At 44.9% G+C, this 23,316-nt stretch carries 40 protein-coding genes; 39 read left to right on the top strand and 1 reads right to left on the bottom strand.

Annotation, left to right across the window (positions count from 1 at the left end):
* Positions 1 to 190: 190 nt before the first annotated feature.
* The 38 genes from rpsJ (at position 191) to NSQ50_RS27955 (ending at position 21,688) form a co-directional block, all read left to right on the top strand.
* The gene (gene rpsJ, locus NSQ50_RS28140) at positions 191 to 499 is read left to right on the top strand and encodes a 30S ribosomal protein S10 (RefSeq protein WP_017692074.1); all 309 of its coding nucleotides are present in this window, start codon (positions 191 to 193) and stop codon (positions 497 to 499) included.
* A gap of 42 nt (positions 500 to 541) precedes the next feature.
* Complete coding sequence (rplC, locus tag NSQ50_RS28135; protein WP_036680532.1) at positions 542 to 1,165, top strand: 50S ribosomal protein L3; 624 nt, start codon at positions 542 to 544, stop codon at positions 1,163 to 1,165.
* Between the two features lie 25 nt (positions 1,166 to 1,190).
* A complete protein-coding gene (gene rplD, locus NSQ50_RS28130; protein WP_036680536.1) occupies positions 1,191 to 1,814 on the top strand; it encodes a 50S ribosomal protein L4 in 624 nt (207 codons plus the stop codon).
* Positions 1,814 to 2,107, top strand: a complete 294-nt coding sequence (gene rplW / locus NSQ50_RS28125; protein ID WP_036680537.1) for a 50S ribosomal protein L23 — start codon at positions 1,814 to 1,816, stop codon at positions 2,105 to 2,107. Before rplD ends, rplW begins: the two co-directional genes overlap by 1 nt.
* A 29-nt stretch (positions 2,108 to 2,136) precedes the next feature.
* Positions 2,137 to 2,967 (top strand): 50S ribosomal protein L2, encoded by an 831-nt coding sequence (gene rplB, locus NSQ50_RS28120; RefSeq protein WP_036680541.1) that lies wholly within the window; start codon positions 2,137 to 2,139, stop codon positions 2,965 to 2,967.
* A 76-nt stretch (positions 2,968 to 3,043) separates the two neighbouring features.
* The gene (gene rpsS / locus NSQ50_RS28115) at positions 3,044 to 3,322 is read left to right on the top strand and encodes a 30S ribosomal protein S19 (protein WP_036652940.1); all 279 of its coding nucleotides are present in this window, start codon (positions 3,044 to 3,046) and stop codon (positions 3,320 to 3,322) included.
* A 33-nt stretch (positions 3,323 to 3,355) separates the two neighbouring features.
* Positions 3,356 to 3,688, top strand: coding sequence for a 50S ribosomal protein L22 (gene rplV / locus NSQ50_RS28110; protein WP_036680546.1), 333 nt, complete (start codon positions 3,356 to 3,358; stop codon positions 3,686 to 3,688).
* Positions 3,689 to 3,701: 13 nt separating this feature from the next.
* Positions 3,702 to 4,367 carry a 30S ribosomal protein S3 gene (gene rpsC, locus NSQ50_RS28105; RefSeq protein ID WP_038573452.1) on the top strand — a complete coding sequence of 222 codons (666 nt, stop codon included), beginning with the start codon at positions 3,702 to 3,704 and terminating at the stop codon, positions 4,365 to 4,367.
* 2 nt (positions 4,368 to 4,369) lie between these two features.
* Positions 4,370 to 4,804: a 50S ribosomal protein L16 gene (rplP, locus tag NSQ50_RS28100; protein ID WP_036680552.1), complete on the top strand. Its 435-nt coding sequence runs from the start codon at positions 4,370 to 4,372 to the stop codon at positions 4,802 to 4,804.
* Positions 4,794 to 4,991, top strand: a complete 198-nt coding sequence (gene rpmC, locus NSQ50_RS28095) for a 50S ribosomal protein L29 (RefSeq protein WP_019908232.1) — start codon at positions 4,794 to 4,796, stop codon at positions 4,989 to 4,991. Before rplP ends, rpmC begins: the two co-directional genes overlap by 11 nt.
* A gap of 43 nt (positions 4,992 to 5,034) precedes the next feature.
* Positions 5,035 to 5,301 (top strand): 30S ribosomal protein S17, encoded by a 267-nt coding sequence (gene rpsQ, locus NSQ50_RS28090; protein WP_036680554.1) that lies wholly within the window; start codon positions 5,035 to 5,037, stop codon positions 5,299 to 5,301.
* 38 nt (positions 5,302 to 5,339) lie between these two features.
* Positions 5,340 to 5,708 carry a 50S ribosomal protein L14 gene (gene rplN, locus NSQ50_RS28085; RefSeq protein ID WP_036680556.1) on the top strand — a complete coding sequence of 123 codons (369 nt, stop codon included), beginning with the start codon at positions 5,340 to 5,342 and terminating at the stop codon, positions 5,706 to 5,708.
* 48 nt (positions 5,709 to 5,756) lie between these two features.
* Positions 5,757 to 6,110 carry a 50S ribosomal protein L24 gene (gene rplX / locus NSQ50_RS28080; RefSeq protein WP_076099615.1) on the top strand — a complete coding sequence of 118 codons (354 nt, stop codon included), beginning with the start codon at positions 5,757 to 5,759 and terminating at the stop codon, positions 6,108 to 6,110.
* Positions 6,111 to 6,141: 31 nt separating this feature from the next.
* Complete coding sequence (gene rplE / locus NSQ50_RS28075) at positions 6,142 to 6,684, top strand: 50S ribosomal protein L5 (protein WP_036680558.1); 543 nt, start codon at positions 6,142 to 6,144, stop codon at positions 6,682 to 6,684.
* Between the two features lie 49 nt (positions 6,685 to 6,733).
* Positions 6,734 to 6,919, top strand: a complete 186-nt coding sequence (locus NSQ50_RS28070) for a type Z 30S ribosomal protein S14 (RefSeq protein ID WP_013312154.1) — start codon at positions 6,734 to 6,736, stop codon at positions 6,917 to 6,919.
* Between the two features lie 32 nt (positions 6,920 to 6,951).
* The gene (gene rpsH, locus NSQ50_RS28065; RefSeq protein WP_036680560.1) at positions 6,952 to 7,350 is read left to right on the top strand and encodes a 30S ribosomal protein S8; all 399 of its coding nucleotides are present in this window, start codon (positions 6,952 to 6,954) and stop codon (positions 7,348 to 7,350) included.
* Positions 7,351 to 7,380: 30 nt separating this feature from the next.
* The gene (gene rplF / locus NSQ50_RS28060) at positions 7,381 to 7,923 is read left to right on the top strand and encodes a 50S ribosomal protein L6 (protein WP_036680562.1); all 543 of its coding nucleotides are present in this window, start codon (positions 7,381 to 7,383) and stop codon (positions 7,921 to 7,923) included.
* Between the two features lie 84 nt (positions 7,924 to 8,007).
* Complete coding sequence (gene rplR / locus NSQ50_RS28055; RefSeq protein WP_036680564.1) at positions 8,008 to 8,376, top strand: 50S ribosomal protein L18; 369 nt, start codon at positions 8,008 to 8,010, stop codon at positions 8,374 to 8,376.
* 27 nt (positions 8,377 to 8,403) lie between these two features.
* A complete protein-coding gene (gene rpsE / locus NSQ50_RS28050) occupies positions 8,404 to 8,901 on the top strand; it encodes a 30S ribosomal protein S5 (RefSeq protein ID WP_036652980.1) in 498 nt (165 codons plus the stop codon).
* Between the two features lie 14 nt (positions 8,902 to 8,915).
* Positions 8,916 to 9,101, top strand: a complete 186-nt coding sequence (gene rpmD, locus NSQ50_RS28045) for a 50S ribosomal protein L30 (RefSeq protein ID WP_036680567.1) — start codon at positions 8,916 to 8,918, stop codon at positions 9,099 to 9,101.
* 40 nt (positions 9,102 to 9,141) lie between these two features.
* Positions 9,142 to 9,582 (top strand): 50S ribosomal protein L15, encoded by a 441-nt coding sequence (gene rplO, locus NSQ50_RS28040; RefSeq protein ID WP_036680569.1) that lies wholly within the window; start codon positions 9,142 to 9,144, stop codon positions 9,580 to 9,582.
* Positions 9,582 to 10,880, top strand: a complete 1,299-nt coding sequence (gene secY / locus NSQ50_RS28035) for a preprotein translocase subunit SecY (protein ID WP_036680571.1) — start codon at positions 9,582 to 9,584, stop codon at positions 10,878 to 10,880. Before rplO ends, secY begins: the two co-directional genes overlap by 1 nt.
* Before the next feature lie 96 nt (positions 10,881 to 10,976).
* The gene (locus NSQ50_RS28030; RefSeq protein ID WP_038573451.1) at positions 10,977 to 11,621 is read left to right on the top strand and encodes an adenylate kinase; all 645 of its coding nucleotides are present in this window, start codon (positions 10,977 to 10,979) and stop codon (positions 11,619 to 11,621) included.
* Positions 11,622 to 11,625: 4 nt separating this feature from the next.
* Positions 11,626 to 12,378, top strand: coding sequence for a type I methionyl aminopeptidase (map, locus tag NSQ50_RS28025; protein WP_076142137.1), 753 nt, complete (start codon positions 11,626 to 11,628; stop codon positions 12,376 to 12,378).
* Between the two features lie 11 nt (positions 12,379 to 12,389).
* Positions 12,390 to 12,698: a KOW domain-containing RNA-binding protein gene (locus NSQ50_RS28020; protein ID WP_076142136.1), complete on the top strand. Its 309-nt coding sequence runs from the start codon at positions 12,390 to 12,392 to the stop codon at positions 12,696 to 12,698.
* A 2-nt stretch (positions 12,699 to 12,700) separates the two neighbouring features.
* Positions 12,701 to 12,916: a translation initiation factor IF-1 gene (gene infA, locus NSQ50_RS28015; RefSeq protein ID WP_036652996.1), complete on the top strand. Its 216-nt coding sequence runs from the start codon at positions 12,701 to 12,703 to the stop codon at positions 12,914 to 12,916.
* A 53-nt stretch (positions 12,917 to 12,969) separates the two neighbouring features.
* Positions 12,970 to 13,083 carry a 50S ribosomal protein L36 gene (gene rpmJ, locus NSQ50_RS28010; RefSeq protein WP_003322638.1) on the top strand — a complete coding sequence of 38 codons (114 nt, stop codon included), beginning with the start codon at positions 12,970 to 12,972 and terminating at the stop codon, positions 13,081 to 13,083.
* A gap of 19 nt (positions 13,084 to 13,102) precedes the next feature.
* Positions 13,103 to 13,471 carry a 30S ribosomal protein S13 gene (rpsM, locus tag NSQ50_RS28005; protein WP_036680583.1) on the top strand — a complete coding sequence of 123 codons (369 nt, stop codon included), beginning with the start codon at positions 13,103 to 13,105 and terminating at the stop codon, positions 13,469 to 13,471.
* A 19-nt stretch (positions 13,472 to 13,490) separates the two neighbouring features.
* Positions 13,491 to 13,886, top strand: coding sequence for a 30S ribosomal protein S11 (rpsK, locus tag NSQ50_RS28000; RefSeq protein ID WP_019908251.1), 396 nt, complete (start codon positions 13,491 to 13,493; stop codon positions 13,884 to 13,886).
* Positions 13,887 to 14,016: 130 nt separating this feature from the next.
* Complete coding sequence (locus NSQ50_RS27995; RefSeq protein ID WP_036680585.1) at positions 14,017 to 14,961, top strand: DNA-directed RNA polymerase subunit alpha; 945 nt, start codon at positions 14,017 to 14,019, stop codon at positions 14,959 to 14,961.
* 34 nt (positions 14,962 to 14,995) lie between these two features.
* Positions 14,996 to 15,361 (top strand): 50S ribosomal protein L17, encoded by a 366-nt coding sequence (gene rplQ / locus NSQ50_RS27990; RefSeq protein WP_076225057.1) that lies wholly within the window; start codon positions 14,996 to 14,998, stop codon positions 15,359 to 15,361.
* Positions 15,362 to 15,678: 317 nt separating this feature from the next.
* Complete coding sequence (gene truA / locus NSQ50_RS27985) at positions 15,679 to 16,473, top strand: tRNA pseudouridine(38-40) synthase TruA (protein ID WP_076225058.1); 795 nt, start codon at positions 15,679 to 15,681, stop codon at positions 16,471 to 16,473.
* Between the two features lie 217 nt (positions 16,474 to 16,690).
* On the top strand, positions 16,691 to 17,128 hold the full coding sequence (rplM, locus tag NSQ50_RS27980; protein ID WP_036680589.1) for a 50S ribosomal protein L13: 438 nt from the start codon (positions 16,691 to 16,693) through the stop codon (positions 17,126 to 17,128).
* A 20-nt stretch (positions 17,129 to 17,148) separates the two neighbouring features.
* Positions 17,149 to 17,541 carry a 30S ribosomal protein S9 gene (gene rpsI, locus NSQ50_RS27975; protein ID WP_025706574.1) on the top strand — a complete coding sequence of 131 codons (393 nt, stop codon included), beginning with the start codon at positions 17,149 to 17,151 and terminating at the stop codon, positions 17,539 to 17,541.
* Positions 17,542 to 17,769: 228 nt separating this feature from the next.
* Positions 17,770 to 18,462 carry a phosphoadenylyl-sulfate reductase gene (locus NSQ50_RS27970; protein ID WP_036680616.1) on the top strand — a complete coding sequence of 231 codons (693 nt, stop codon included), beginning with the start codon at positions 17,770 to 17,772 and terminating at the stop codon, positions 18,460 to 18,462.
* Positions 18,463 to 18,499: 37 nt separating this feature from the next.
* Positions 18,500 to 19,669: a sulfate adenylyltransferase gene (gene sat / locus NSQ50_RS27965; RefSeq protein WP_036680619.1), complete on the top strand. Its 1,170-nt coding sequence runs from the start codon at positions 18,500 to 18,502 to the stop codon at positions 19,667 to 19,669.
* A 78-nt stretch (positions 19,670 to 19,747) separates the two neighbouring features.
* Entirely contained in the window at positions 19,748 to 20,488 is a 741-nt protein-coding gene (gene cwlD / locus NSQ50_RS27960) for an N-acetylmuramoyl-L-alanine amidase CwlD (RefSeq protein ID WP_036680622.1), read from the top strand.
* 90 nt (positions 20,489 to 20,578) lie between these two features.
* The gene (locus NSQ50_RS27955; protein ID WP_036680625.1) at positions 20,579 to 21,688 is read left to right on the top strand and encodes an Mrp/NBP35 family ATP-binding protein; all 1,110 of its coding nucleotides are present in this window, start codon (positions 20,579 to 20,581) and stop codon (positions 21,686 to 21,688) included.
* Positions 21,689 to 21,747: 59 nt separating this feature from the next.
* On the opposite strand, the gene gerD is transcribed toward NSQ50_RS27955, so the two are convergent.
* Positions 21,748 to 22,434, bottom strand: a complete 687-nt coding sequence (gerD, locus tag NSQ50_RS27950) for a spore germination lipoprotein GerD (RefSeq protein WP_036680627.1) — start codon at positions 22,432 to 22,434, stop codon at positions 21,748 to 21,750.
* 131 nt (positions 22,435 to 22,565) lie between these two features.
* Here gerD and NSQ50_RS27945 point away from each other — a divergent pair, with 131 nt between their 5' ends.
* Positions 22,566 to 23,156 carry a KinB-signaling pathway activation protein gene (locus NSQ50_RS27945; protein ID WP_036680642.1) on the top strand — a complete coding sequence of 197 codons (591 nt, stop codon included), beginning with the start codon at positions 22,566 to 22,568 and terminating at the stop codon, positions 23,154 to 23,156.
* Positions 23,157 to 23,316: the final 160 nt, after the last annotated feature.

Raw genomic sequence — 23,316 nt, 5'->3', positions numbered from 1 at the left:
TATGCGTTGTTTTTCTATTTTTGCTTGCAATACTGCTGCCTATTATATATAATAATAAATGTTGTTCTGAGACGTTGCGATGATGTGAGAGGTTACTGACACACCCGGCCCCTTTGCCATGGGGACGAGGTCAGAAAATTTTCACGGAGTATGTCCGATACCAAATTGGGCGATAGAAGGAGGGACTAAAATGGCAAAGCAAAAAATTCGTATTCGCTTGAAAGCATACGACCACAGAATTCTTGATCAATCCGCTGAGAAGATTGTTGAAACAGCAAAACGTTCGGGTGCAGGTGTGTCCGGGCCGATTCCGTTACCAACTGAGAAGCAAATCATTACTATTCTCCGTGCGGTACACAAGTACAAGGATTCCCGTGAACAGTTTGAACAACGGACTCACAAACGTTTGATCGATATTGTGAACCCAACACCACAAACTGTGGATGCCTTGATGCGCTTGGATCTACCGTCCGGTGTAGATATCGAAATCAAATTGTAATTCTATTTTAAGTAACTTAGGAAAAGAAAAGAGGTGTCAACATTGAAAGGTATCTTAGGAAAAAAACTCGGTATGACTCAAGTGTTTACTCCAGAAGGTAACGTAATTCCTGTTACTGTTATCGAAGCAGGACCTTGTGTAGTACTGCAAAAGAAAGACCTGAATATCGACGGATATGAAGCAGTGCAATTGGGCTTTTCTGATAAAAAAGAAAAACGCTCCAATAAGCCTGAACAGGGTCACGCCAAAAAGGCAAATGCAACACCTAAGCGCTACGTTCGTGAAATTCGCGGTGTTGATCTCGGGTCTCTCGAGGTTGGACAAGAACTGAAGGCTGATATCTTTGCTGAGGGCGAATTTGTTGACGTAACTGGTACATCTAAAGGTAAAGGTTTCCAAGGTAACATCAAACGTTGGGGACAAAGCCGCGGACCAATGGCACACGGATCGCGTTACCACAGAAGACCGGGTTCCATGGGTTCTATCCAAGCTAACCGTGTTCCTAAGGGCAAACGCCTTCCAGGACATATGGGTCACACGACTATTACGGTTCAAAAGCTTGAAATTATCAAGGTTGATGTTGAACGTAACGTATTGCTGGTTAAAGGCGCTATCCCAGGTCCTAAAAACAGCTTCGTGAAAGTTAAACAAACCGTTAAGAAATAATTATTGAAGAAAGGAGGAACATGAAATGCCAAAAGTAACACTTTTTAATATTAGTGGCAACGAAGTTGGTGAAGTGGAACTGAGCGATACAGTATTCGGTATTGAACCGAATGAGCACGTTCTACATGAAGCTGCGCTTATGCAAAGAGCTTCCCTACGTCGTGGTACACACAAAGTAAAAGGACGTTCTGAAGTTCGTGGCGGTGGACGTAAACCTTGGAAACAAAAAGGTACAGGTCGCGCTCGTCAAGGCTCCATTCGTTCTCCACAATGGAAAGGCGGCGGCGTTGTCTTCGGACCAACACCACGTAGCTATTCCTGGAAACTGCCTAAGAAGGTTCGTCGTTTGGCGATCAAATCCGCTTTGTCCTCGAAAGTACTCGAGAATGACATTATCGTATTGGATAGCTTGACAATGAATGCTCCGAAAACGAAAGAATTCGCAGCAATCTTGAACAATCTGAAAGTAGATCGTAAAGCGTTGATCGTAGCTACTAGCTATGATGATAACGTAGCACTTTCCGCTCGTAACATCCCTGGGGTGAAATTCGTAGCGGCTGACGGCATTAATGTTCTTGACGTACTGACGTACGACAAACTGATCATCACTAAAGAAGCAGTTCTGAAGGTAGAGGAGGTGTTCGCGTAATGAAAGATCCTCGTGATATTATCAAACGTCCGGTGATTACGGAACGTACTTCCGACTACATGAGCGAAATGAAATACGCTTTTGAAGTGGATATCCGTGCTAACAAAACCGAAATCAAAAAAGCTGTCGAGGCTATTTTCAAAGTAAAAGTAACAAATGTGAACACAATGCGCGTACCTGGCAAACTGAAACGTTATGGTAAATATTCTGGTTACACTCCAGAGTGGAAAAAAGCCATCGTTAAGCTTAGCCCGGACAGCAAACCGCTTGAATTTTTTGAAGCGGTAGAATAATACTCTGTTGAAGTAAGGAGGGAACTACAGTGCCAATCAAAAAGTACAAACCGACCTCTCCGGCAAGACGCGCTATGTCCGTGTCTACGTTTGAAGAAATTACAACAAACCAGCCAGAGAAATCGTTGCTTTCTCCGCTGTTCAAACATGCGGGACGCAACAACCAAGGTAAAATTACGGTTCGTCACCATGGCGGCGGACATAAACGTAAATACCGTATTATCGACTTCAAGCGGACTAAAGACGGCATACCAGGTAGCGTTGCTACAATCGAGTATGACCCGAACCGCACATCTAATATTGCTTTGATCCACTATGCTGATGGAGAGAAACGTTATATCATCGCTCCTAAAGGTCTAAGAGTTGGGGATAAAGTAGAGTCCGGTCCTGCGGCCGACATCAAAATTGGTAACAGTCTTCCACTGGAGAACATTCCAGTAGGTACAGTTATCCACAACATTGAGTTGAAACCAGGTAAAGGCGGACAATTGGTTCGTGCAGCTGGTACAGAAGCTCAATTGCTTGGTAAAGAAGAAAAATACTGTTCCGTTCGTTTGTCATCCGGTGAGGTTCGTAAGATCCTTAGCGTATGCCGTGCAACTATCGGTTCCGTAGGTAACGAAGATCACGAATTGATCAAAATCGGTAAAGCTGGACGTAGTCGCTGGCTCGGCCGTCGTCCTGAAGTTCGCGGGGTAGTAATGAACCCTAACGATCACCCACACGGTGGTGGTGAAGGTCGCGCTCCAATCGGACGTAAATCGCCAATGTCTCCATGGGGCAAACCAACCCTTGGTTACAAAACGCGTAAGAAAAACAAGGCATCTGATAAATATATCGTTCGCCGCCGCACTAAATAAGACGCTTCTGGCAAGTTAATAAAGCGCGAAGCGTCGATTCGCGGTTTGAAGAACCGGATGAAGGGAGGATTCACACATGGGTCGCAGTTTAAAGAAGGGGCCGTTTATCGATGGCTACCTGCTTAAAAAAGTTGAGGAACTGAACGAGGCTGAGAAAAAGGTTGTAGTTAAAACTTGGTCCCGTCGCTCAACCATTTTCCCTCAGTTTATCGGACATACGTTTGGTGTATATGACGGCCGTAAACACGTGCCTGTATACGTAACAGAAGATATGGTAGGTCACAAGTTGGGCGAGTTCGCGCCAACACGTACTTACAAAGGCCACGCGGGTGACGATAAGAAAACAAGAAGATAATAATAAGGTCTCTGTTTGAAAGGAGGTTAAACAATGGAAGCAAAAGCACATGCAAGATCGGTGCGAATTTCCGCTCGTAAAGCGAAACTGGTTGTTGACTTGATTCGCGGTAAGCAAGTGGGGGAAGCAATTGCTATTCTTCGCCACACTCCGAAATCCGCTTCTCCGGTCGTTGAAAAGTTGCTTAATTCGGCAATTGCGAATGCTGAGCATAACTATTCTTTGGACGTGAACAGTTTGTTCGTTAGCGAGGTTTTCGTTAACCAAGGACCTACTATGAAACGTTTCCGTCCGCGCGCCATGGGCCGCGCAAGTCGGATCAATAAACGCACGAGCCACATTACACTGGTGGTATCTGAGAAATAAGGAGGGATAACACGTGGGTCAAAAGGTAAATCCAATCGGACTCCGAATCGGTATTATTCGCGATTGGGAATCTAAATGGTATGCAGGAAAAGATTTCGGTACTCTTCTGATGGAAGACGTCAAAATCCGGGAATACCTTAAAGGCAAATTGAAGGATTCCGCTGTTTCCCATATCGAGATCGAAAGAGCGGCTAGCCGCGTGAACGTTACAATTCATACAGCTAAACCAGGTATGGTTATTGGTAAAGGCGGAGCAGAAGTAGAAGTACTTCGCAGCGCAGTTACAGCAATCGCTGGTGGCAAAAAAGTACACATCAACATCAATGAAATCAAGCACCCTGAATTGGATGCAATTCTTGTAGCTGAGAGCATTGCTCAACAATTGGAACGTCGTGTATCGTTCCGTCGTGCCCTCAAACAAGCGATTCAAAGAACTATGCGTTCTGGCGCAAAAGGGATTAAAACTCAAGTGGGCGGACGTCTTGGCGGAGCTGAGATTGCTCGTTCAGAAGGTTATAGCGAAGGAACAGTTCCACTTCATACGCTTCGTGCCGATATCGATTACGGAACGGCTGAAGCACATACAACTTACGGTCTTATTGGCGTAAAAGTATGGATCTACCGTGGAGAAGTTCTTCCCCCAGCTAAGAAACAAGCTGCTCAGGAAGGAGGCAACTAATCATGTTGGTACCAAAACGCGTAAAACACCGCAAGCAACAACGCGGACACATGAAGGGTATGGCAAAAGGCGGTACTGAATTGAACTTCGGCGAATTCGGCCTGGTTGCACTTGAACCGTCTTGGATCACTAACCGTCAGATCGAAGCTGCTCGTATCGCGATGACACGTTATATCAAACGTGGCGGTCAAGTTTGGATCAAGATTTTCCCAGATAAACCTATTACTCAAAAGCCTCTCGAGGTTCGTATGGGTAGTGGTAAAGGTAACGTTGAGAAATGGGTAGCCGTAGTTAAACCGGGCAAGATTATGTTCGAACTCGGAGGCGTGTCGGAAGAAATCGCTCGTGAAGCGATGCGTCTTGCCGCTCACAAGCTGCCTGTAAAGACTAAGTTTGTGAAACGTGAAGAATTGGGTGGTGAAGCAAATGAAAGCTAATGAACTTCGCAACTTAACCACTGCTGAGATTGAACAAAAGATCGCTGGATTCAAAGAGGAACTTTTTAATCTCCGTTTTCAATTGGCAACTGGCCAATTGGACAACCCAACTCGGATTCGTGACGTGCGTAAGGAAATAGCTCGTGCTAAAACCGTGATCCATCAAAGAGTGCTTGGGATTAGTTAAGTGAGACGGATCGCAGATCCGTATTCAGGAAGGAGGCTAACTAATGAGTGAAGAACGTAATGCACGTAAAGTGCTAATCGGTAAAGTGGTCAGTGATAAAATGGATAAAACCATCGTAGTTGCTGTTGAAACCTATAAAAAACACAATTTGTACCACAAACGCATCAAGTCTACGAAGAAATTCAAAGCACATGATGAGGGAAATGTTGCAAAGATTGGCGATACCGTAAAACTCATGGAAACTCGTCCGTTGTCTAAGGACAAACGTTGGAGACTAGTTGAAGTGGTAGAAGCAGCGGTTATCATCTAAGATAATCAAGAGAGTTTTTCCGGAAGGAGGAAATTATAATGATTCAACCATTTACACGTTTGCATGTGGCTGACAACTCTGGTGCGAAGGAACTGATGTGTATCCGCGTACTGGGTGGTACTGGACGCCGTACAGCAGCAATCGGTGATTTGATCGTTTGTTCCGTAAAACAAGCAACACCAGGCGGCGTTGTCAAAAAAGGTGATGTTGTTAGAGCGGTAGTTGTTCGTACGAAACGTTCCGTTCGTCGTAAAGATGGATCTTACATCGCATTCGACGAAAACGCAGCTGTTGTTGTTAAAGACGACAGAAGCCCTCGTGGAACACGTATCTTTGGACCAGTTGCTCGCGAACTTCGCGATAAAGACTACATGAAGATCGTTTCCTTGGCACCGGAAGTTATCTAATAAACACGGCACCAATAAGTTGAAGGTTAGTTATAGGAGGTGTAATAAATGCCTAGAGTGAAAAAAGTTCTGGAATCCCATAACAATAAACTGCACGTGAAGAAAGATGACGTGGTGCTTGTGATTAGTGGTAAAGACAAAGGCAAAAAAGGCCGTGTCATCGCTGCTTATCCTCGTGAAAACCGCGTTCTGGTAGAAGGCGTCAATATGGTGAAAAAACACCAAAAGCCGAACCAGCTGAATCCACAGGGTGGAATTATTGAGCAGGAAGCTTCGATTCATGTGTCCAACGTAATGCACATCGATCCGAAGACCGGCAAAGTAACCCGTATCGGTTACAAAGTTTTGGACAATGGTAAAAAAGTTCGGATTGCTAAAAGATCCGGAGAGATTATCGACTAATCTAGCCCTTAAGAAAGGAGGTTAAATCTTCATGGCAGCAAGAATGAAAGAACGTTTTCTTAACGAAATTACACCTGCTTTGATGCAGAAGTTTAACTATACAACTGTTATGCAAGTGCCTAAGATCGAGAAGGTTGTCATCAACATGGGTGTGGGTGACGCTGTTCAAAACTCCAAAGTACTTGATGCTGCAGTTAATGACATGCAGTTGATCGCTGGTCAAAAACCAGTAATCACTAAAGCTAAAAAATCCATCGCTGGTTTCAAACTACGCGAAAATATGCCGATTGGGGTTAAAGTAACACTGCGCGGAGAGCGTATGTATTACTTCTTGGACAAATTGTTCAACGTAACACTTCCACGTGTACGTGACTTCCGTGGTGTTTCCACTAAAGCCTTTGATGGCCGTGGTAACTACACACTTGGTCTTAAAGAACAATTGATCTTCCCCGAGATCGAATATGACAAAGTGGATAAAGTCCGCGGTATGGACATCGTTATTGTAACGACTGCTAAGACGGACGAGGAATCCCGCGAGCTGCTGGGTCAGCTGGGAATGCCTTTCGCAAAATAAAGTCGGTTAATCCATTTTCTCCGAAAATGTTTAGGAGGTGTCAGGCTAAGTGGCAAAAACTTCGATGAAAGTTAAACAACAACGTACGCCTAAGTTTAAAGTACGTGCATATACACGTTGCGAACGTTGTGGTCGTCCACATTCGGTACTGCAAAAGTTCAAAATTTGCAGAATTTGTTTCCGTGAATTAGCTTATAAAGGCCAGATCCCTGGCGTGAAAAAAGCAAGTTGGTAAGAAGTTTATAAACGGGAAGGAGGTTTACACACATGACTATGTCTGATCCTATTGCAGATATGCTTACTCGTATTCGTAACGCTAACATTGTGCGTCACGAGACGGTAGAAATGCCTGCTTCTACTATGAAGAAACAAATCGCTGACATTTTGAAGCGTGAAGGTTTCATCCGCGATGCGGAATTCGTTGAAGATAGCAAACAAGGGATTATCCGTATCTTCTTGAAATACGGCCCTAACCAAGAGCGTGTTATTTCTGGTTTGAAAAGAATCAGTAAACCAGGCCTTCGCGTATACACGAAGAGCAATGAAGTGCCTCGTGTACTCGGTGGTCTAGGAATCGCGATTATCTCCACATCTAAGGGAGTTATGACCGACAAAGAAGCTCGTCAATCAAAATCTGGCGGAGAAGTTGTCTGCTACATTTGGTAATAAACGTCACAAGATAAGGAGGTGCAACACATGTCTCGTATTGGTCGCAAACCAATCGCAGTACCTAGCGGTGTAGATGTCACTTTGGACAACGCCGTTATTACAGTAAAAGGTCCAAAAGGTTCTTTGACTCGTGAGCTTCATAAAGACATGAAGGTTACAGTTGAAAATAACGAAATTACCGTTGTTCGCCCGTCGGATAACAAATTGCATCGTTCACTTCACGGCACAACCCGCTCCGTTGTCAACAACATGGTAGCAGGTGTGACTGAAGGTTTCTCGAAATCTCTGGAACTGGTTGGGGTCGGATATCGTGCAAGCAAATCCGGAGATAAAATCGTTCTGAACGTTGGTTATTCCCACCCGGTTGAAATTACACCGGAAGCTGGTATCGAGTTCGAAGTTCCTGCGAACACGAAGATCATCGTTAAAGGTATCGATAAAGAACGCGTTGGCGCATACGCTGCTAAAATCCGTTCCGTTCGTGAACCAGAACCGTATAAAGGTAAAGGTATCAAATATGAAGGCGAGCGTATCATCCGCAAAGAAGGTAAAGCTGGTAAGAAGAAATAACCAGTTTAAACTTAATTGTAAGATACCCCGTGCATCTTAAAGTGAAGCTGTTTACGGCAAACTGAAGGGAGTGAAAGGGAAGTCATGATTACAAAAGAAGATAAAAACAAGGCTCGTCTCAAAAGACACCTGCGTGTTCGTAAGAAGATCCAGGGAACTACTGAGCGTCCACGTTTGAACGTATTCCGTTCTTCGAAACACATCTACGCTCAACTGATCGATGATGTTAAAGGGGTTACTATCGTATCCGCTTCTACACTTGATAAAGATCTGAGCGCTAACATCGGTAATGGCGGCAGCGTTGAAGCTGCAGCGAAAGTTGGCCAATTGGTCGCTGAGCGTGCCAAAGAAAAAGGATATGCAGTGGTCGTATTCGACCGCGGAGGTTACTTGTACCATGGACGGATTCAAGCATTGGCTGATGCAGCTCGTGAAGCTGGTCTTGAATTCTAGAATAATTCTTAAAAGGAGGTTAACGACTTGCGTGTAGATCCGAACAGTTTAGAACTGACAGAAAGAGTTGTACACATTAACCGTGTTGCAAAAGTTGTAAAAGGCGGACGCCGTTTCAGCTTTAGTGCACTTGTTGTTGTGGGCGACGGCAACGGCTACGTCGGTGCTGGTATCGGTAAAGCCGGCGAAGTTCCGGATGCCATCCGTAAAGGCATTGAAGACGCCAAGAAAAACCTGATTCACATCCCAATCGTAGGAACTTCGATTCCCCATCTCGTTACTGGACACTTCGGCGCAGGACGCGTGTTGCTGAAACCAGCATCAGAGGGTACTGGCGTTATCGCTGGCGGTCCAGTTCGTGCGGTATTGGAATTGGCAGGCGTTGGCGACATTTTGACAAAATCACTGGGTTCTTCGAATTCCATGAACATGGTCAATGCAACTTTGGAGGGACTTTCCCGTCTGAAACGCATTGAAGAGGTCGCGAAACTTCGCGGCAAATCTGTCGAAGAATTGCGCGGTTAAGGAGGGGAACGTCAATGGCAAAATTGCAAATTACCCTCGTACGTAGTGTAATCGGACGTCCAGAAACACAACGTGTTACTGTTAAGACGCTCGGCCTGCGTAAACTCAACACGACAGTGGTTCACAATGACAGTCCTGCAATTCGCGGAATGATCAATAAAGTGAGTCACTTGCTATCTGTAACTGAAATTGAAGGCTAATCGCCTCGCATAAATTAACAAACATAAGGAGGTGCAAACGATGAAGTTACATGAACTTGCTCCAGCTCCTGGTTCCCGCAAAGAACGCAATCGCGTTGGTCGTGGTCCTAGTAGCGGAAATGGTAAAACTTCCGGTCGCGGTCACAAAGGTCAAAACTCACGTTCTGGCGGTGGTGTTCGTCCGGGCTTCGAGGGTGGACAAAATCCGCTCTATCGTCGTCTGCCTAAACGTGGTTTCGTCAATCCTACCCGTAAAGAGTATGCGATTGTGAACCTGGAAGATCTGAATAGCTTTGCAGAAGGAACTGAAGTGACTCCGCAGTTGTTGCTTGAAACTGGTGTTGTCAAGAATTCCAAAAGCGGCATCAAGATTCTCGGCAACGGTGAGTTGACCGTAAAATTGACTGTACAAGCAAATAAGTTCTCTCAATCTGCGGTAGAGAAAATCGAGGCTGCCGGCGGTAAAACCGAGGTGATCTAATGTTCAAGACGCTTAAGAATATCTGGCATGTTGAAGATTTGCGCAAAAAGATCCTGTTTACCTTGTTCATTCTGTTTATCTACCGTATCGGTTCGTTTGTTCCGGTTCCTGGTGTAAACAAAGATGTACTGGCAACAGCAAATCAGAGCGGTGACGCTTTGATGGGACTCTTGAACACCTTCTCGGGCGGAGCGCTCAAAAACTTCTCGATATTTGCGATCAGTATTTATCCGTACATTACAGCATCCATCATCGTGCAATTGCTGTCGATGGATGTTGTTCCTAAGTTTGCTGAATGGGCTAAACAAGGGGAGCACGGAAAAAAACAATTGGCGCAAATCACTCGTTACGGTACAGTGATATTAGCCCTGATCCAAGGTTTTGCTACGTCGATAGGGTTTAACCGGATATACAATACTCAAATGATGCCGAATGCGACATTTGCTGATTACTTGCTGGTTGCCATTATCTTGACGGCAGGTACTTCTTTCTTGATGTGGCTTGGTGAACAGATTACCGAAAAGGGAATCGGGAACGGGATTTCGATCCTGATTTTTGCGGGAATCGTCGCCGGTATCCCGGGATATATCACAAGTACGGCTAACTCAAGCTTTATTCAGCCGGATCAGGTGTTCCTGAATATTCTTAAAGTCGTTATTGTGCTGATTGTGATTGTAGCGATTATTACAGCAGTTATCTTCGTGCAGCAAGGTATTCGGAAGATTCCTGTTCAATATGCTAAACGCGTAGTTGGCAACAAAATGTACGGTGGACAGAATACACATATTCCGCTGAAAATTAATGCGGCAGGTGTAATTCCGGTAATCTTCGCCGTATCATTGCTTCAGTTCCCAGTTGTTCTCTCCAGTTTCTGGTCAACACATGCCTGGGCACAATGGATTACCAAATATTTGGCAACCGATGCTCCGCTTGGTATGCTTCTGTATGTAGTGATGATCATCGGGTTTACGTTCTTCTATACGTTCGTACAGATGAATCCTCAGCAGATGGCTGATAACATGAAGAAGAATGGTGGTTACATCCCAGGTATCCGTCCTGGTAAAGCTACAGAGAAATATCTGACTAGAGTAATGTCTCGTTTGACTATGTCAGGCGCGTTGTTCCTAGCTTTGATCTCTGTACTACCGATGTTCTTCGGTGCTATATCTGGATTGCCCAAAGAAGTTCGAATTGGTGGCACTGCGCTGCTTATCGTAATCGGCGTGGCATTGGATACTATGAAGCAGATCGAGAGCCATTTGATCAAACGCCATTACAAAGGCTTCATCAATAAATAGGTGATAGGTTCCGGTGAAGCTTAAGTTTTTATTCTTCCCGGCACCTATTATGCTGTTTCTTGCTTGGTGGCGAACTTTTGGGGGGAGAGAGAAATCGTGAACATTTTATTCATGGGCCCTCCTGGGGCAGGCAAGGGAACACAAGCGGCAGAAATCGTTAAAGAATTTGGTATTCCTCATATTTCGACAGGAGATGCTTTCCGTTTGGCAATCAAACAGGAAACTCCGGTAGGATTGAAGGCCAAATCATTTATAGATCAAGGTTTGCTTGTACCAGATGATGTGACCATTGGGATAGTCGAAGAACGGTTGCAGCAGTCCGATTGCGAAAAAGGATTTCTATTGGATGGTTTTCCAAGAACTCTTTCGCAAGCGGAAGCGCTGGATGATATTCTTAGCCGTTTGAACACATCTTTGGATCATGTCATCAACTTGAATGTTGACCGTGGATTGCTAATGGCGCGTCTTACTGGACGTCGTATCTGCAGCGTTTGCGGAGCATCCTACCATTTAATCTTCAACCCGCCGAAGCAAGATGGCATTTGCGACATTGATGGCGGTGAATTATATCAACGTCCGGATGACAACGAAGAAAGTGTAGGCAAGCGCCTGGATGAGTATGATAATAAAACAGCGCCGCTGCTTGCGTTTTATGATAATAAAGGTCTTTTGCGTCAGGTAAACGGGGAAAACGAAATTAATGTCGTTACTTCTGAAATCGTGTCTTTAATGCGGGGTTAATGTAATGATCATTTGTAAATCCGAACAGGAACTTGCCTTTATGAGGGAAGCTGGTCGAATTGTTGCCGAGAGTCACCGTCTTATTGCTCAGACCATTGAACCTGGCATTACAACGGGCGAGCTCGACAGAATCGCCGATCAATACATTCGCAGTCAAGATGCTGTGCCGTCTTTCAAAGGCTACAACGGTTTTCCTGCCAGCATTTGCGCTTCAGTCAACGAACAATTGGTGCATGGATTTCCAGGTAAACGTAAACTGATCGAAGGCGATATTGTTACGCTGGATATCGGTGCAGAGTACCGCGGTTATCACGGTGATTATGCCTGGACCTACGGTGTGGGCAGCATTTCCGAAGAGGCTCAGCGTTTGCTGGACGTTACGGAAGGCTCCTTGTACGCGGGACTGGCGTTAGTTAAGCCGGATGTGCGCTTGTTTACAATCTCCCATGCTATTCAGCAATACATCGAAGAGGCTGGTTTCTCAGTCGTACGTGAGTATGTTGGTCATGGTATTGGGGCAAAACTGCATGAAGAACCGCAAATTCCGAATTATGGCATAGCGGACCGCGGACCACGTCTGAAACCGGGTATGGTGCTCGCGATTGAGCCGATGGTAAACGCAGGAAAGAGACATGTCAGAACACTGGAAGATAACTGGACTGTCGTTACGGTTGATGGCTCACTATGTGCTCACTTCGAGCATACAGTAGCAGTTACTCCGGACGGCATGGAAATTTTCACAAAACTGAATGCGTAGGTGATCTCCTCTTGAATACTGTGAGCAGCCCGCAGGTTGGTCAATTAGTGAGAATTCTCAAAGGCAAAGATGCCGGAGAGGTAGCCGTTGTTATCGCAGTTGTTGATAGCAGATTTGTATACATTGCAGATGGAGACAAACGTAAGTTTGATGGGCCAAAGAAGAAGAATATTCTTCATCTTGAGCTCATACCCTTCATCAGCAGTGAGGTTGTGGACAGTTTGAAGGAAACTGGACGGGTAACAAACGGAAAGCTGCGATTCGCAGTCATGAAGTATGCTGGACCCACCGGAATAAGTGCTGATGAGAAAGGAGACTAACTGTGGCTAAGGAAGATGTCATCGAAGTAGAAGGTACTGTCCTTGAACCGTTGCCAAACGCAACGTTTAAGGTTGAGCTTGAGAACGGTCATCAAATACTTGCCCATGTATCCGGTAAATTGCGGATGCACTTTATCCGTATTTTGACCGGAGACAAAGTGGTCGTGCAGTTATCGCCTTATGATTTATCAAAAGGTCGTATAACTTACCGTAAATAGATGGGAACTACGAAAAAAGTTTTGCTTCGCAAAACTTTGAGGAGGTAATTAACATGAAGGTAAGACCTTCTGTAAAGCCCATTTGCGAGAAATGTAAAGTAATCCGCCGCAAAGGGACTGTTATGGTGATTTGCGAAAATCCGAAACACAAACAAAAACAAGGTTAAGAAGGGGGTGTAGCGTAAAATGGCTCGTATAGCTGGAGTGGATTTGCCACGTGACAAACGCGTTGAGATCGCCTTGACTTATATTTTCGGAATCGGTAAAACGACTTCTCAGAAAATTCTTAATGAAACAGGCATTAGCGCTAATACACGTGTCCGTGATTTGACGGAAGATGAAGTCAGCAAACTGCGTGAAACGATCGACAAAACGGTTAAGGTTGAAGGTGACCTGCGTCGTGAAATTTCCTTAAATATTAAACGTCTTACTGAGATCGGCTGTTACCGCGGTGTTCGCCACCGTCGTGGATTGCCTGTTCGCGGTCAACGTACTAAAACGAATGCCCGTACCCGGAAAGGCCCGCGTCGTACGGTAGCAAACAAAAAGAAATAATAAGGGGGGATAAGAGACAATGGCTAAACCGAAAAAAGTCGTACGTACCAAACGTCGCGACCGTAAAAATATCGAATCCGGCGTGGCACATATTCGTTCCACGTTCAACAACACCATCGTTACCATCACGGATCCTCACGGAAATGCAATTTCCTGGGCAAGCTCCGGCGGCCAAGGATTTAAAGGTTCCCGTAAGTCCACTCCATTCGCAGCGCAAATGGCAGCTGAATCAGCAGCTAAAGCAGCTATGGAGCACGGCATGAAGTCGGTTGAGGTTATGGTTAAAGGACCGGGCGCGGGCCGCGAAGCAGCCATCCGTTCCCTTCAAGCTGCAGGGCTTGAAGTTAACCTTATTAAAGACGTAACTCCGGTTCCTCACAATGGATGCCGTCCGCCTAAGCGTCGTCGCGTATAGTGAAATCAGTATTGTGAATGTGGTATAATTCTGACGCATCTGCTAATAATAGGTGTTTAGGCATACTACATGATGCACCTGATGGGGTGACAGTTTCATATAGGAGCGACGTTGAAGGAGGGGTAAACTCGTGATAGAAATCGAAAAGCCGAAGATTGAGACCGTAGAAGCTAATGATGAAGGTACCTATGGGAAATTCGTAGTTGAACCGCTGGAACGTGGGTATGGCACGACTCTGGGGAACTCGCTTCGCCGGATATTGCTTTCTTCGCTTCCAGGAGCCGCAGTGACTTCGGTCCAAATTGACGGCGTTCTGCATGAGTTCTCGACCGTTCCAGGCGTAATGGAAGATGTGACGGAAATCATTCTGAACCTTAAAGCCTTGTCTCTGAAGATTCATTCAGACGAGGAAAAAGTGTTCGAGATTGATGCTGAAGGGGAAGGCATCGTTACCGCAGGTGATATCCGTGCGGACAGCGATGTTGAGATCCTCAATCCGGATCTTCACATTGCAACGCTGGGACCTGGTGCGAGACTTCATATGCGTATTTTTGCAGGCCGTGGTCGCGGCTATGTCCAAGCGGACCGGAACAAACGTGACGATCAGCCAATTGGTGTTATTCCAGTTGACTCCATCTATACTCCAATTTCACGCGTTAACTACGGCATAGACAATACACGTGTTGGTCAAGTGACCAACTACGACAAATTGACGCTTGAAATTTGGACAGATGGAAGTATCAGACCGGAAGAGGCTGTAAGCCTCGGAGCCAAAATTTTGAACGAGCACCTCGTTCTGTTCGTAGGTCTTACGGACGAAGCGAAAGACGCCGAAATTATGGTTGAAAAAGAAGAAGACAAAAAAGAAAAAGTACTTGAGATGACAATCGAAGAGCTTGATCTTTCTGTTCGTTCCTACAACTGCCTCAAACGTGCTGGTATTAATACCGTACAAGAGCTTACCACGAAGACTGAAGAAGATATGATGAAGGTGCGTAACCTTGGTCGTAAATCTTTGGAAGAAGTTCAGGAAAAGCTTGAGGAACTTGGTTTGGGTCTCCGCACAGAAGAATAGCTGCAGATTGCTTTAGTAAAGGAGGGAAAACACAATGGCATACCAAAAATTGGGCCGTGATTCCAGTGCGCGTAAAGCGTTATTTCGCGACATGGTAACGGATCTGTTTTTATACGAGCGCATCCAAACAACGGAAGCTAAAGCGAAAGAAGTTCGTTCTATCGCTGAAAAGCTGATCACTAAAGCTAAAAAAGGTGATCTTCATGCTCGTCGTCAAGTAGCTGCATTTGTTCGCCGCGAGACTATTGATGGTGAACAAGATGCAATTCAAAAATTGTTCTCTGACATTGCTCCTCGTTACACTGAGCGTCCAGGTGGATACACTCGTATCCTTAAACTAGGACCTCGTCGTGGCGACGCTGCGCCTATGGTTTATCTTGAATTGGTAGACCGCGCGTAGTATCACAAGTATTGATTTCCGATGCTTCCCTTTCATCCAGCCCTCTTTGGAGTAAAGATGGGGGAAATATCAGCGTTATTGTGCTGCAGAGGCGCAAGACTCTGCTGTACTAATAACCGTGGGAATCACCTTGGTTCAATTGAAGGAGCTCCCGCAGGGGCTCTTTTTTTTGAAATTAAGGATCCTATAGGACTTGTAGTTCTATATATGAAAAGTGGATGCCGTCCTTCCAGGGACGGCGAAGCCATTTCTTCAAATAGAAGATCAGACAGTGCTTCGATCGACGTTCTGCTGACCGGTTTAAAAAGGAGAACGGAATGCGTAATCTATTGATGAAGGTCAATTATGACGGAACGAATTATGATGGCTTTCAGACCCAGCCTCAGGGCAATACGATTCAGGATCGGCTGGAGCAAGCCATACTCCATCTGACAGGTGAGAAGCTTAAGATTACTGCTTCAGGCCGCACAGATGCCGGAGTACATGCCTATGGCCAGCCTTTTAACTTTACAACCTCCTCTCGAATCCCAACTGAACGTTGGTGTCTAGCGCTTAATGCCCGGCTGCCACAAGACATCGTGGTTACAGAGGCTAGGGAAGTTCCGCTAACGTTTCACTCTCGTAGAGGGGCTAAGCGTAAAACTTACCGATACACGATTAATGGCAACAGGTTTCCAGATCCGTTTCAACGGCGCTGGCAGCTTCACCATCCAGTGAAGTTGGACATTCCTGCGATGCAGCAAGGCTTAACGCAAATTATAGGGACACATGACTTCACTTCGTTTGCATCACGACGGTCTACGAAGACTTCTCATGTACGAACGATCTTTGAAGCTCATATGGAAGTAGATCGCAGTATGTGCCGACCCTCTTCATCAGATCAAGGAGTTATCCATACTTATATAACGGGTAGTGGATTTCTTCAGCACATGGTTCGCATTATTATGGGGACTTTGATCCATGTGGGGGAAGGTAAAATACCTGCTGATAAGGTTGCTGAAATATTGGCAGCATGTGATCGATCACATGCTGGTCCAACAGCTGTGGCCATGGGGTTAGCTTTGTGGAGTGTTGAATATGACGAGATTGAAAGTGAATATTTTTTTCTATAAATTTCTTCCTAATTAATAGGCTAAATGTTTAAAAATCACTTGCACTTGTTATGTTTATACTGTAATATAAAAGTTGTGTTTTCTTGATGGCTATCCCACAGCCCCGATCAGGAAAATGCCAAAAAAATGCTTTGCTTAACTCACATAATCGTAATTCAATGAGAAACAAGATATACGAAACAGAAGATTTTCGTACGAGAACAAGGAGGAAACATTCATGCGTACCACCTATATGGCGAAGCCGAACGAAGTTGAACGCAATTGGCACATTATTGATGCCGAAGGCAAAACACTCGGTCGTTTGGCCAGCGAAGCCGCTGCTTTGATCCGTGGCAAACACAAACCGCAATTCACTCCACACGTTGATACAGGAGATTTCGTTATCGTAATCAACGCTGAGAAAATTCACTTGACCGGTAAGAAATTGCAAAACAAAAAATACTACCGTCACTCGATGCACCCAGGTGGTTTGAAAGTTACTAATGCTGAAACTCTGCTGAACACTAAACCAGAACGCGTAATTGAATTCGCGGTTCATGGTATGATTCCTAAGACTCGTCAAGGGGACCACATGAAGCTGAGATTGAAAGTATATGCAGGCGCCGAGCATCCACATGCAGCACAAAAACCTGAAGTTTACGAACTTCGCGGATAAGAATAGAGGAGGACAGTTTCATGGCACAAGTACAATACTATGGGACAGGTCGTCGTAAACATTCGGTAGCACGTGTTCGCCTTGTACCGGGTGAAGGACGCATTGTCATTAACAAACGTGAGATGGACGAATATTTCGGTGTGGAAACACTGAAAATGATCGTAAAACAACCTTTGAACCTGACTGAAACACTGGGCAACTACGATGTAATCGTTCTTGCACATGGTGGCGGCATTTCCGGTCAAGCTGGAGCAATTCGTCACGGTATCTCCCGTGCATTGCTTAAAGTTGACCCTGAATATCGCGGTGCATTGAAGAAAGCCGGCTTCCTGACTCGTGACCCACGTATGAAGGAACGTAAGAAATACGGCTTGAAGGCTGCACGTCGTGCGCCTCAGTTCTCGAAACGTTAATATCTACAGAATTCAACCCTTGGCCTTATGGCCGAGGGTTTTATTTTTTATTGCCCCTTTCCACAAGAAATGGGCTTTTTTTGCATCTATTTACTAATTCTAACGGTTGAAACGCATTGACTTCCTCAGTAAAAGTTATATACTATTTCATATAGAATTAGTTGGTTTTATTACTTCTTTTACCTCATTTATTCATACGATTAATATTTTGGATGGAGGAATACCTTAATGAACCTGCTCGAGAAAGAGGATTTAATCAAAGTTAAGGCCGAAGAATTAGAAACTGCTTCACCCGAGGAAATTATCCGCTGGGCTGTAGAAACATTTCCTAACATTACTTTTGCCTGCAGCTTTGGTGCCGAAGATGTAGTGCTAGTTGATATGCTTCACAAAGTTAGTCCGTCTACAGACGTCTTTTATCTCGATACAGATTATCATTTTAAGGAAACCTATGAGACCAGAGATTTGATGGCGGATAAATACGGGCTGGAGTTCGTACGAGTGTCTCCACAAATCACTCCGCAGGAGCAAGCACTTCAACACGGTGATGCGTTATGGACAGTAGATCCTAACCAATGTTGTGGGATTCGTAAAGTAGAGCCGCTGACTCGTATCCTATCTCAATATGAAGCTTGGATTACAGGCATTCGTCGTGACCAAGCGCCTACCCGTGCTAATGCCAAAAAGGTTGAGTATGATTATAAATTTGGTTTGGTTAAGTTTAATCCAATTGCGGATTGGACAACTGAGGATGTATGGAACTATATTCGTGAAAATGATGTAATTTATAACCCTCTACATGACCGTAACTATCCAAGTATCGGCTGTGAGCAATGTACACGTCAGGTTATGCCTGGTGAAGATCCGCGTGCTGGACGTTGGGCTGGATCAGAGAAGACTGAGTGCGGATTACACAAGTAAGACCTATCCCCGTGAGAACCCAGAAGGAGAGACGATAATGACTTCAATACGTCCGCATGGCGGAACATTAGTTAACCGTGTAGTAGAGGGTAAAGAAAGAGAAGAATTGCTGCAGCTTGCACGTGAATATAAGGCGATTGCCGTGAACACCTGGACTTTATCTGATTTGGATCTAATAGCGGTAGGTGCATTTTCTCCACTAACTGGATTTTTGAATGAACAAGATTATCACTCCGTAGTAAAAAACATGCGTTTAGAAGATGGCACAGTGTGGAGCATTCCAATAACACTTGCTGTAGAAGAGGGTGTGGTCTCTGGTTTAGCTATTGGAGACAAAGTATCTCTAATCGGTGAAGAGGATGGCGAGATCTACGGTTTATTGGATATTGAGAGTATTTATACGGTTGATCAAAACCTTGAAGCGCAAAATGTATTCAAAACAACAGACCCTGAACATCCAGGAGTAAGTAAGCTGTTGGCCCGCCCGGCTACCTATGTAGGAGGACCAATTACAGTGCTGAATAGACCACAGCCAGAAAAGTTCGGAGAATTTTATTTTGACCCTTCAGCTACACGTAAGATATTTGCAGACAAAGGCTGGAGAACAGTTGTAGGCTTCCAGACGCGTAACCCAGTTCATCGTGCACATGAATATATTCAGAAGTGCGCTATGGAGGTTGTAGACGCTCTGTTCTTAAACCCGCTTGTGGGTGAGACGAAGTCTGATGATGTACCGGCAAATGTACGAATGAAGAGCTACCTGGAGCTTTTGGAGAATTATTATCCTGAGGATCGTACCTTTCTAGGTGTTTTCCCAGCAGCCATGCGTTATGCAGGTCCGAGAGAAGCAATTTTTCATGCTATGGTTCGCAAAAATTACGGCTGCACTCATTTTATTGTCGGACGTGACCATGCGGGCGTAGGCGATTACTACGGAACTTATGAAGCACAAGAAATTTTCGCGAATTTTACCGCTGAGGAACTTGATATTACTCCATTATTTTTTGAACACAGCTTCTTCTGTAAAAAATGCGGAAATATGGCTTCCAGTAAAACCTGCCCGCATCCTGGCGACGATCATATGACTTTGTCGGGTACAAAGGTACGGGCTTTGCTTCGGGAGGGTCAATGTCCACCTCCTGAATTTACGCGACCTGAGGTTGCGCAGATTCTAATTGAAGGGATGACTCAAGAAGTAACAGCTTAATCATCGTTATCTAGTACTATTTGGCCTTCTTGTCCCATATAGATGAGTATTATCTATCGGGACGAGGGGGTCTTTGTTATGTCTGGCCGAAAACACAGTAAAGTCTCGGTCTGGATCTCATGGAGCAGTATCAAAAAATGTATGCTGGGCGCAACACTGCTGGCTATAATGATCGGCATTATAGCGTATGACATGCCTACTGCCAAAACGTTAAATTATTGGAGTCTGCCTTTGTCTGGTAAAGTGATCGCTATCGACGCTGGACATGGGGGAGCAGATGGAGGGGCAGTTAGCCGGGAAGGGCTAATTGAGAAAGACATTAATCTCGCGGTCTCTCTTTATTTACGTGATTACCTGCAACAGGCAGGGGCTATTGTTGTGATGACCCGTGAAGGGGATTATGATTTGGCTCAGGAGGGCACTAAGGGCTATTCTAAGCGCAAGACTGAAGATCTTAAGCAAAGAGTAAGAAGCATTGAAGAGAAGGGCGCAGATCTTTTTATAAGCGTTCACATGAACAGCGTGCCTTCGAACCGATGGAGCGGGGCGCAGACCTTTTACTATCCCAATCACAAGGATAATAAAGCTATCGCAGAGTTTGTACAGAGTGAGCTGAAGATTACACTGGAGAATACTGATCGTGTAGCTAAGACTGTAAATACTGTTTATCTACTAAAAGCATTAAAAATACCTGCGATCCTTGTAGAGGTCGGTTTCTTGTCGCACCCTCAGGAATCAGTTCTGCTCGGAGATGATGTTTATCAACGCAAGGTAGCGACTAGCATATATCGTGGCATTCTTCGTTATGCTTCCGAGTAGCCGGGACTACTCATCAGGAGATGGGTAATGCTATAATAGACAAAAACTCCGGAAGAATTCTCCTCCGGAAAGGAAACAGAGGTGCTTTCCATGCTGACTAGGGAACATATCCAGGAAATACTGCAGTCATTAACAGACCCGGAAACCGGAAAAAGCCTTGTGGAACTACAGCTGATCCGTGACATTATGATTAAAGAAGATCGTATTTCTTTGTCAATCGTATGTCTGGATCCTGAAGAGCAAAGTCGCATGGACCTAGAACAACAGGTTCGTGAGTTGCTTGAAGCGGGTGGAGTCACTAATGTACATATCCGGCTGCGTGATGCAACCGATTATGAACGTGCTCTGCTTCGCGGAGAGAGTGCTGGGGAAGAGCCATTGGCTGATGAACCGGGGAAACTTAAGGGACATGCAGCAGGCCTTGACGATCATGAATTAATCAATGAGAACTCTGGTGTTAACTTTATCGCCATTGCCAGTGGTAAAGGCGGGGTTGGAAAGTCTACGGTTACTGTGAATTTGGCAGTAGCTCTGGCTAGAAAAGGTAAAAAGGTTGGATTGATTGATGCGGACATTTATGGGTTTAGCATCCCTGATATGATGGGAATCGAAGAGGGCCCCGTTGTAGAAGAGGGAATCATTATTCCTGTGGAACGTTTCGGAGTGAAGGTCATGTCTATGGGCTTCTTTATCCGTGAGAATAGTCCGGTAATTTGGCGGGGACCTATGCTTGGCAAAATGCTGCGCCAATTCTTTGGTGATGTGGGCTGGGGAGAACTTGATTATATGCTGCTTGATCTTCCTCCAGGTACAGGTGATGTGGCGCTTGACGTACATCAGATGCTCCCTCACAGCAAAGAGATTATTGTTACGACCCCTCATGCTACCGCAGCGTTTGTGGCGGCTAGAGCGGGCTCTATGGCTCTGCAGACAGAACATGAGATTATTGGAGTCATTGAGAACATGGCTTATTATGAGTGTAAAGACTGTGGTAAAAAAGATTATATTTTTGGCAGAGGTGGAGGCGCGCGGCTTGCGGAGACACTCCATACGGAGCTGCTTGCACAAGTTCCATTGGGCGCACCGGACAACCATATTTCTGAACCGGATTTCTCACCTTCTGTATACAAGGAAGACACACCAACTGCCTTGTTGTTTGCTGATATCGCCGAAAAGCTGATTGCGAAATATGAGCACTAATTATTGTGCATAAAAAGAGGCCGTCCCACTTTGTTAGGTGGGATAAGGCCTCTTTTTTGTTATGTGCTTGAATCATCGCCGCTACCGCTGCCACTTTCACCACCGCTGCCGCTGCCTTCCTGTTTATCGCCGCTTTCGCCGCCCTTTTTCTGTTCCTTTGGCTCGAGTTCGTCCTGAACGACCTTTTTAAGTAAATTCAATACCTCCATCCGGAATAATGGAGTCTGCATAGATTCCTGGATGGTCTTCATGGATTGCTTTCGGTAGTCAGGTGTTTTGGTTAGATTAAGAAACATGGTCATCATTTCTGGAGACTTCATGATTTCTTCGACGGATTTTTGATATGTGGGATCTTTAATTAGTTGCAGGTGCAATTCTTTGCTTTGTGATTGAATGGCTTTAGCAAAATCGCCTGCGAACTTGGGATCAGTCATAATTTTCTCGATTTCCTTTTGATATTCCGGTGCAGTGAGGGTATCTTTAACAGCGGTTTTTATATCCTCTGTTGTTTGAAGTGGCATCATTTTCATACTCATTCCGCTGGTGCCTCCAGAACTGGAATTTGATAATGATTCCTCAACCGCTTTTTTCCCATCTTCACTTTTTAATATATCAATAACCATGGTCTTCATTTCTTTATAACTGCCCTGACCAGAAGAAGAACTGCTCTGCTCACTTCCGCAAGCCGTTAAGGCCATAACAAAGCTTAAAGCCAAACCCACAGATCCGATAAATCTCCATTTCATTGGCGCTGCCCTCCTTTATTAGGATTCTCCAGTTGTATTATGCCGCATTAACACACATTTATGTTGCTGATGTAATGGTGTTTTGTCGGTATCCTTGGTAAAATAAATCTGACATAGGGGAGGTGAAGTGGCTGAGTATAAAAAAATGGTTTTATTTATTTTGGACAACCCTTCTAATAGGAGCGGGCGGAGCAGTAATCGCAGGTCTGGCACTGCAATTCGTGAACGGCCGAATTGATTTCAAAAGTGTCGATGATTTCTTTTTATACCCGTTGATACTATTCGGCTACGGTATGCTTGTCAGTGTTTATGCGCAACTTGGTTTTTTTGCTTATCTAATTTTGAATTACATGGGCAATGGTGTTTTCCCACCAAAAATTTGGAAATACATACAACTGGTGCTTTCTGTGCTCGCATTGCTTGAACTGATTTTTTTGCGTACCGTCGTTGGCGGGGAAAGAAGTGTCTTGTCTGATCTAATACTAGGAATCTTTATTTTGTTAGCTGCCATTATTGTGTCTTATTTCAAAGTGAAAAGTACAAACATCTCAGCTTGGATTCCAACCCTCTTTTTTATGACAGCTATTTCAATTGTGGAAATTATCGGCGTGCTCCGTATAGGTGTTGATAGTGCGACAGTGTTTATTGTTGTTCCGCTCATCGCCTGTAATGCATTCCAAATTTTGATGCTTCACCGTATTCTCAAGCCGGCAGCCGGATAAAGGCTGGGGCGAATTCAGCAAATCATGAACCCCGTGCTCTGGCCTTCAGAAGACGGGGTTTTTTGCTCTAGAATGTATCCTAACGATTAGAATCCGCTGGAGGAGGTTAATCTTAAAGAACAATAGAGCGGATTCTTTGTGTGTAGCAACGCTCACAAAA

This window comes from Paenibacillus sp. FSL R10-2788 (assembly GCF_038003885.1).
Lineage (GTDB): Bacteria > Bacillota > Bacilli > Paenibacillales > Paenibacillaceae > Paenibacillus_AQ > Paenibacillus_AQ odorifer.
The sequence above is the reverse complement of the archived record's forward strand: the minus strand, read 5'-3'. Positions and strand labels throughout refer to the sequence as shown.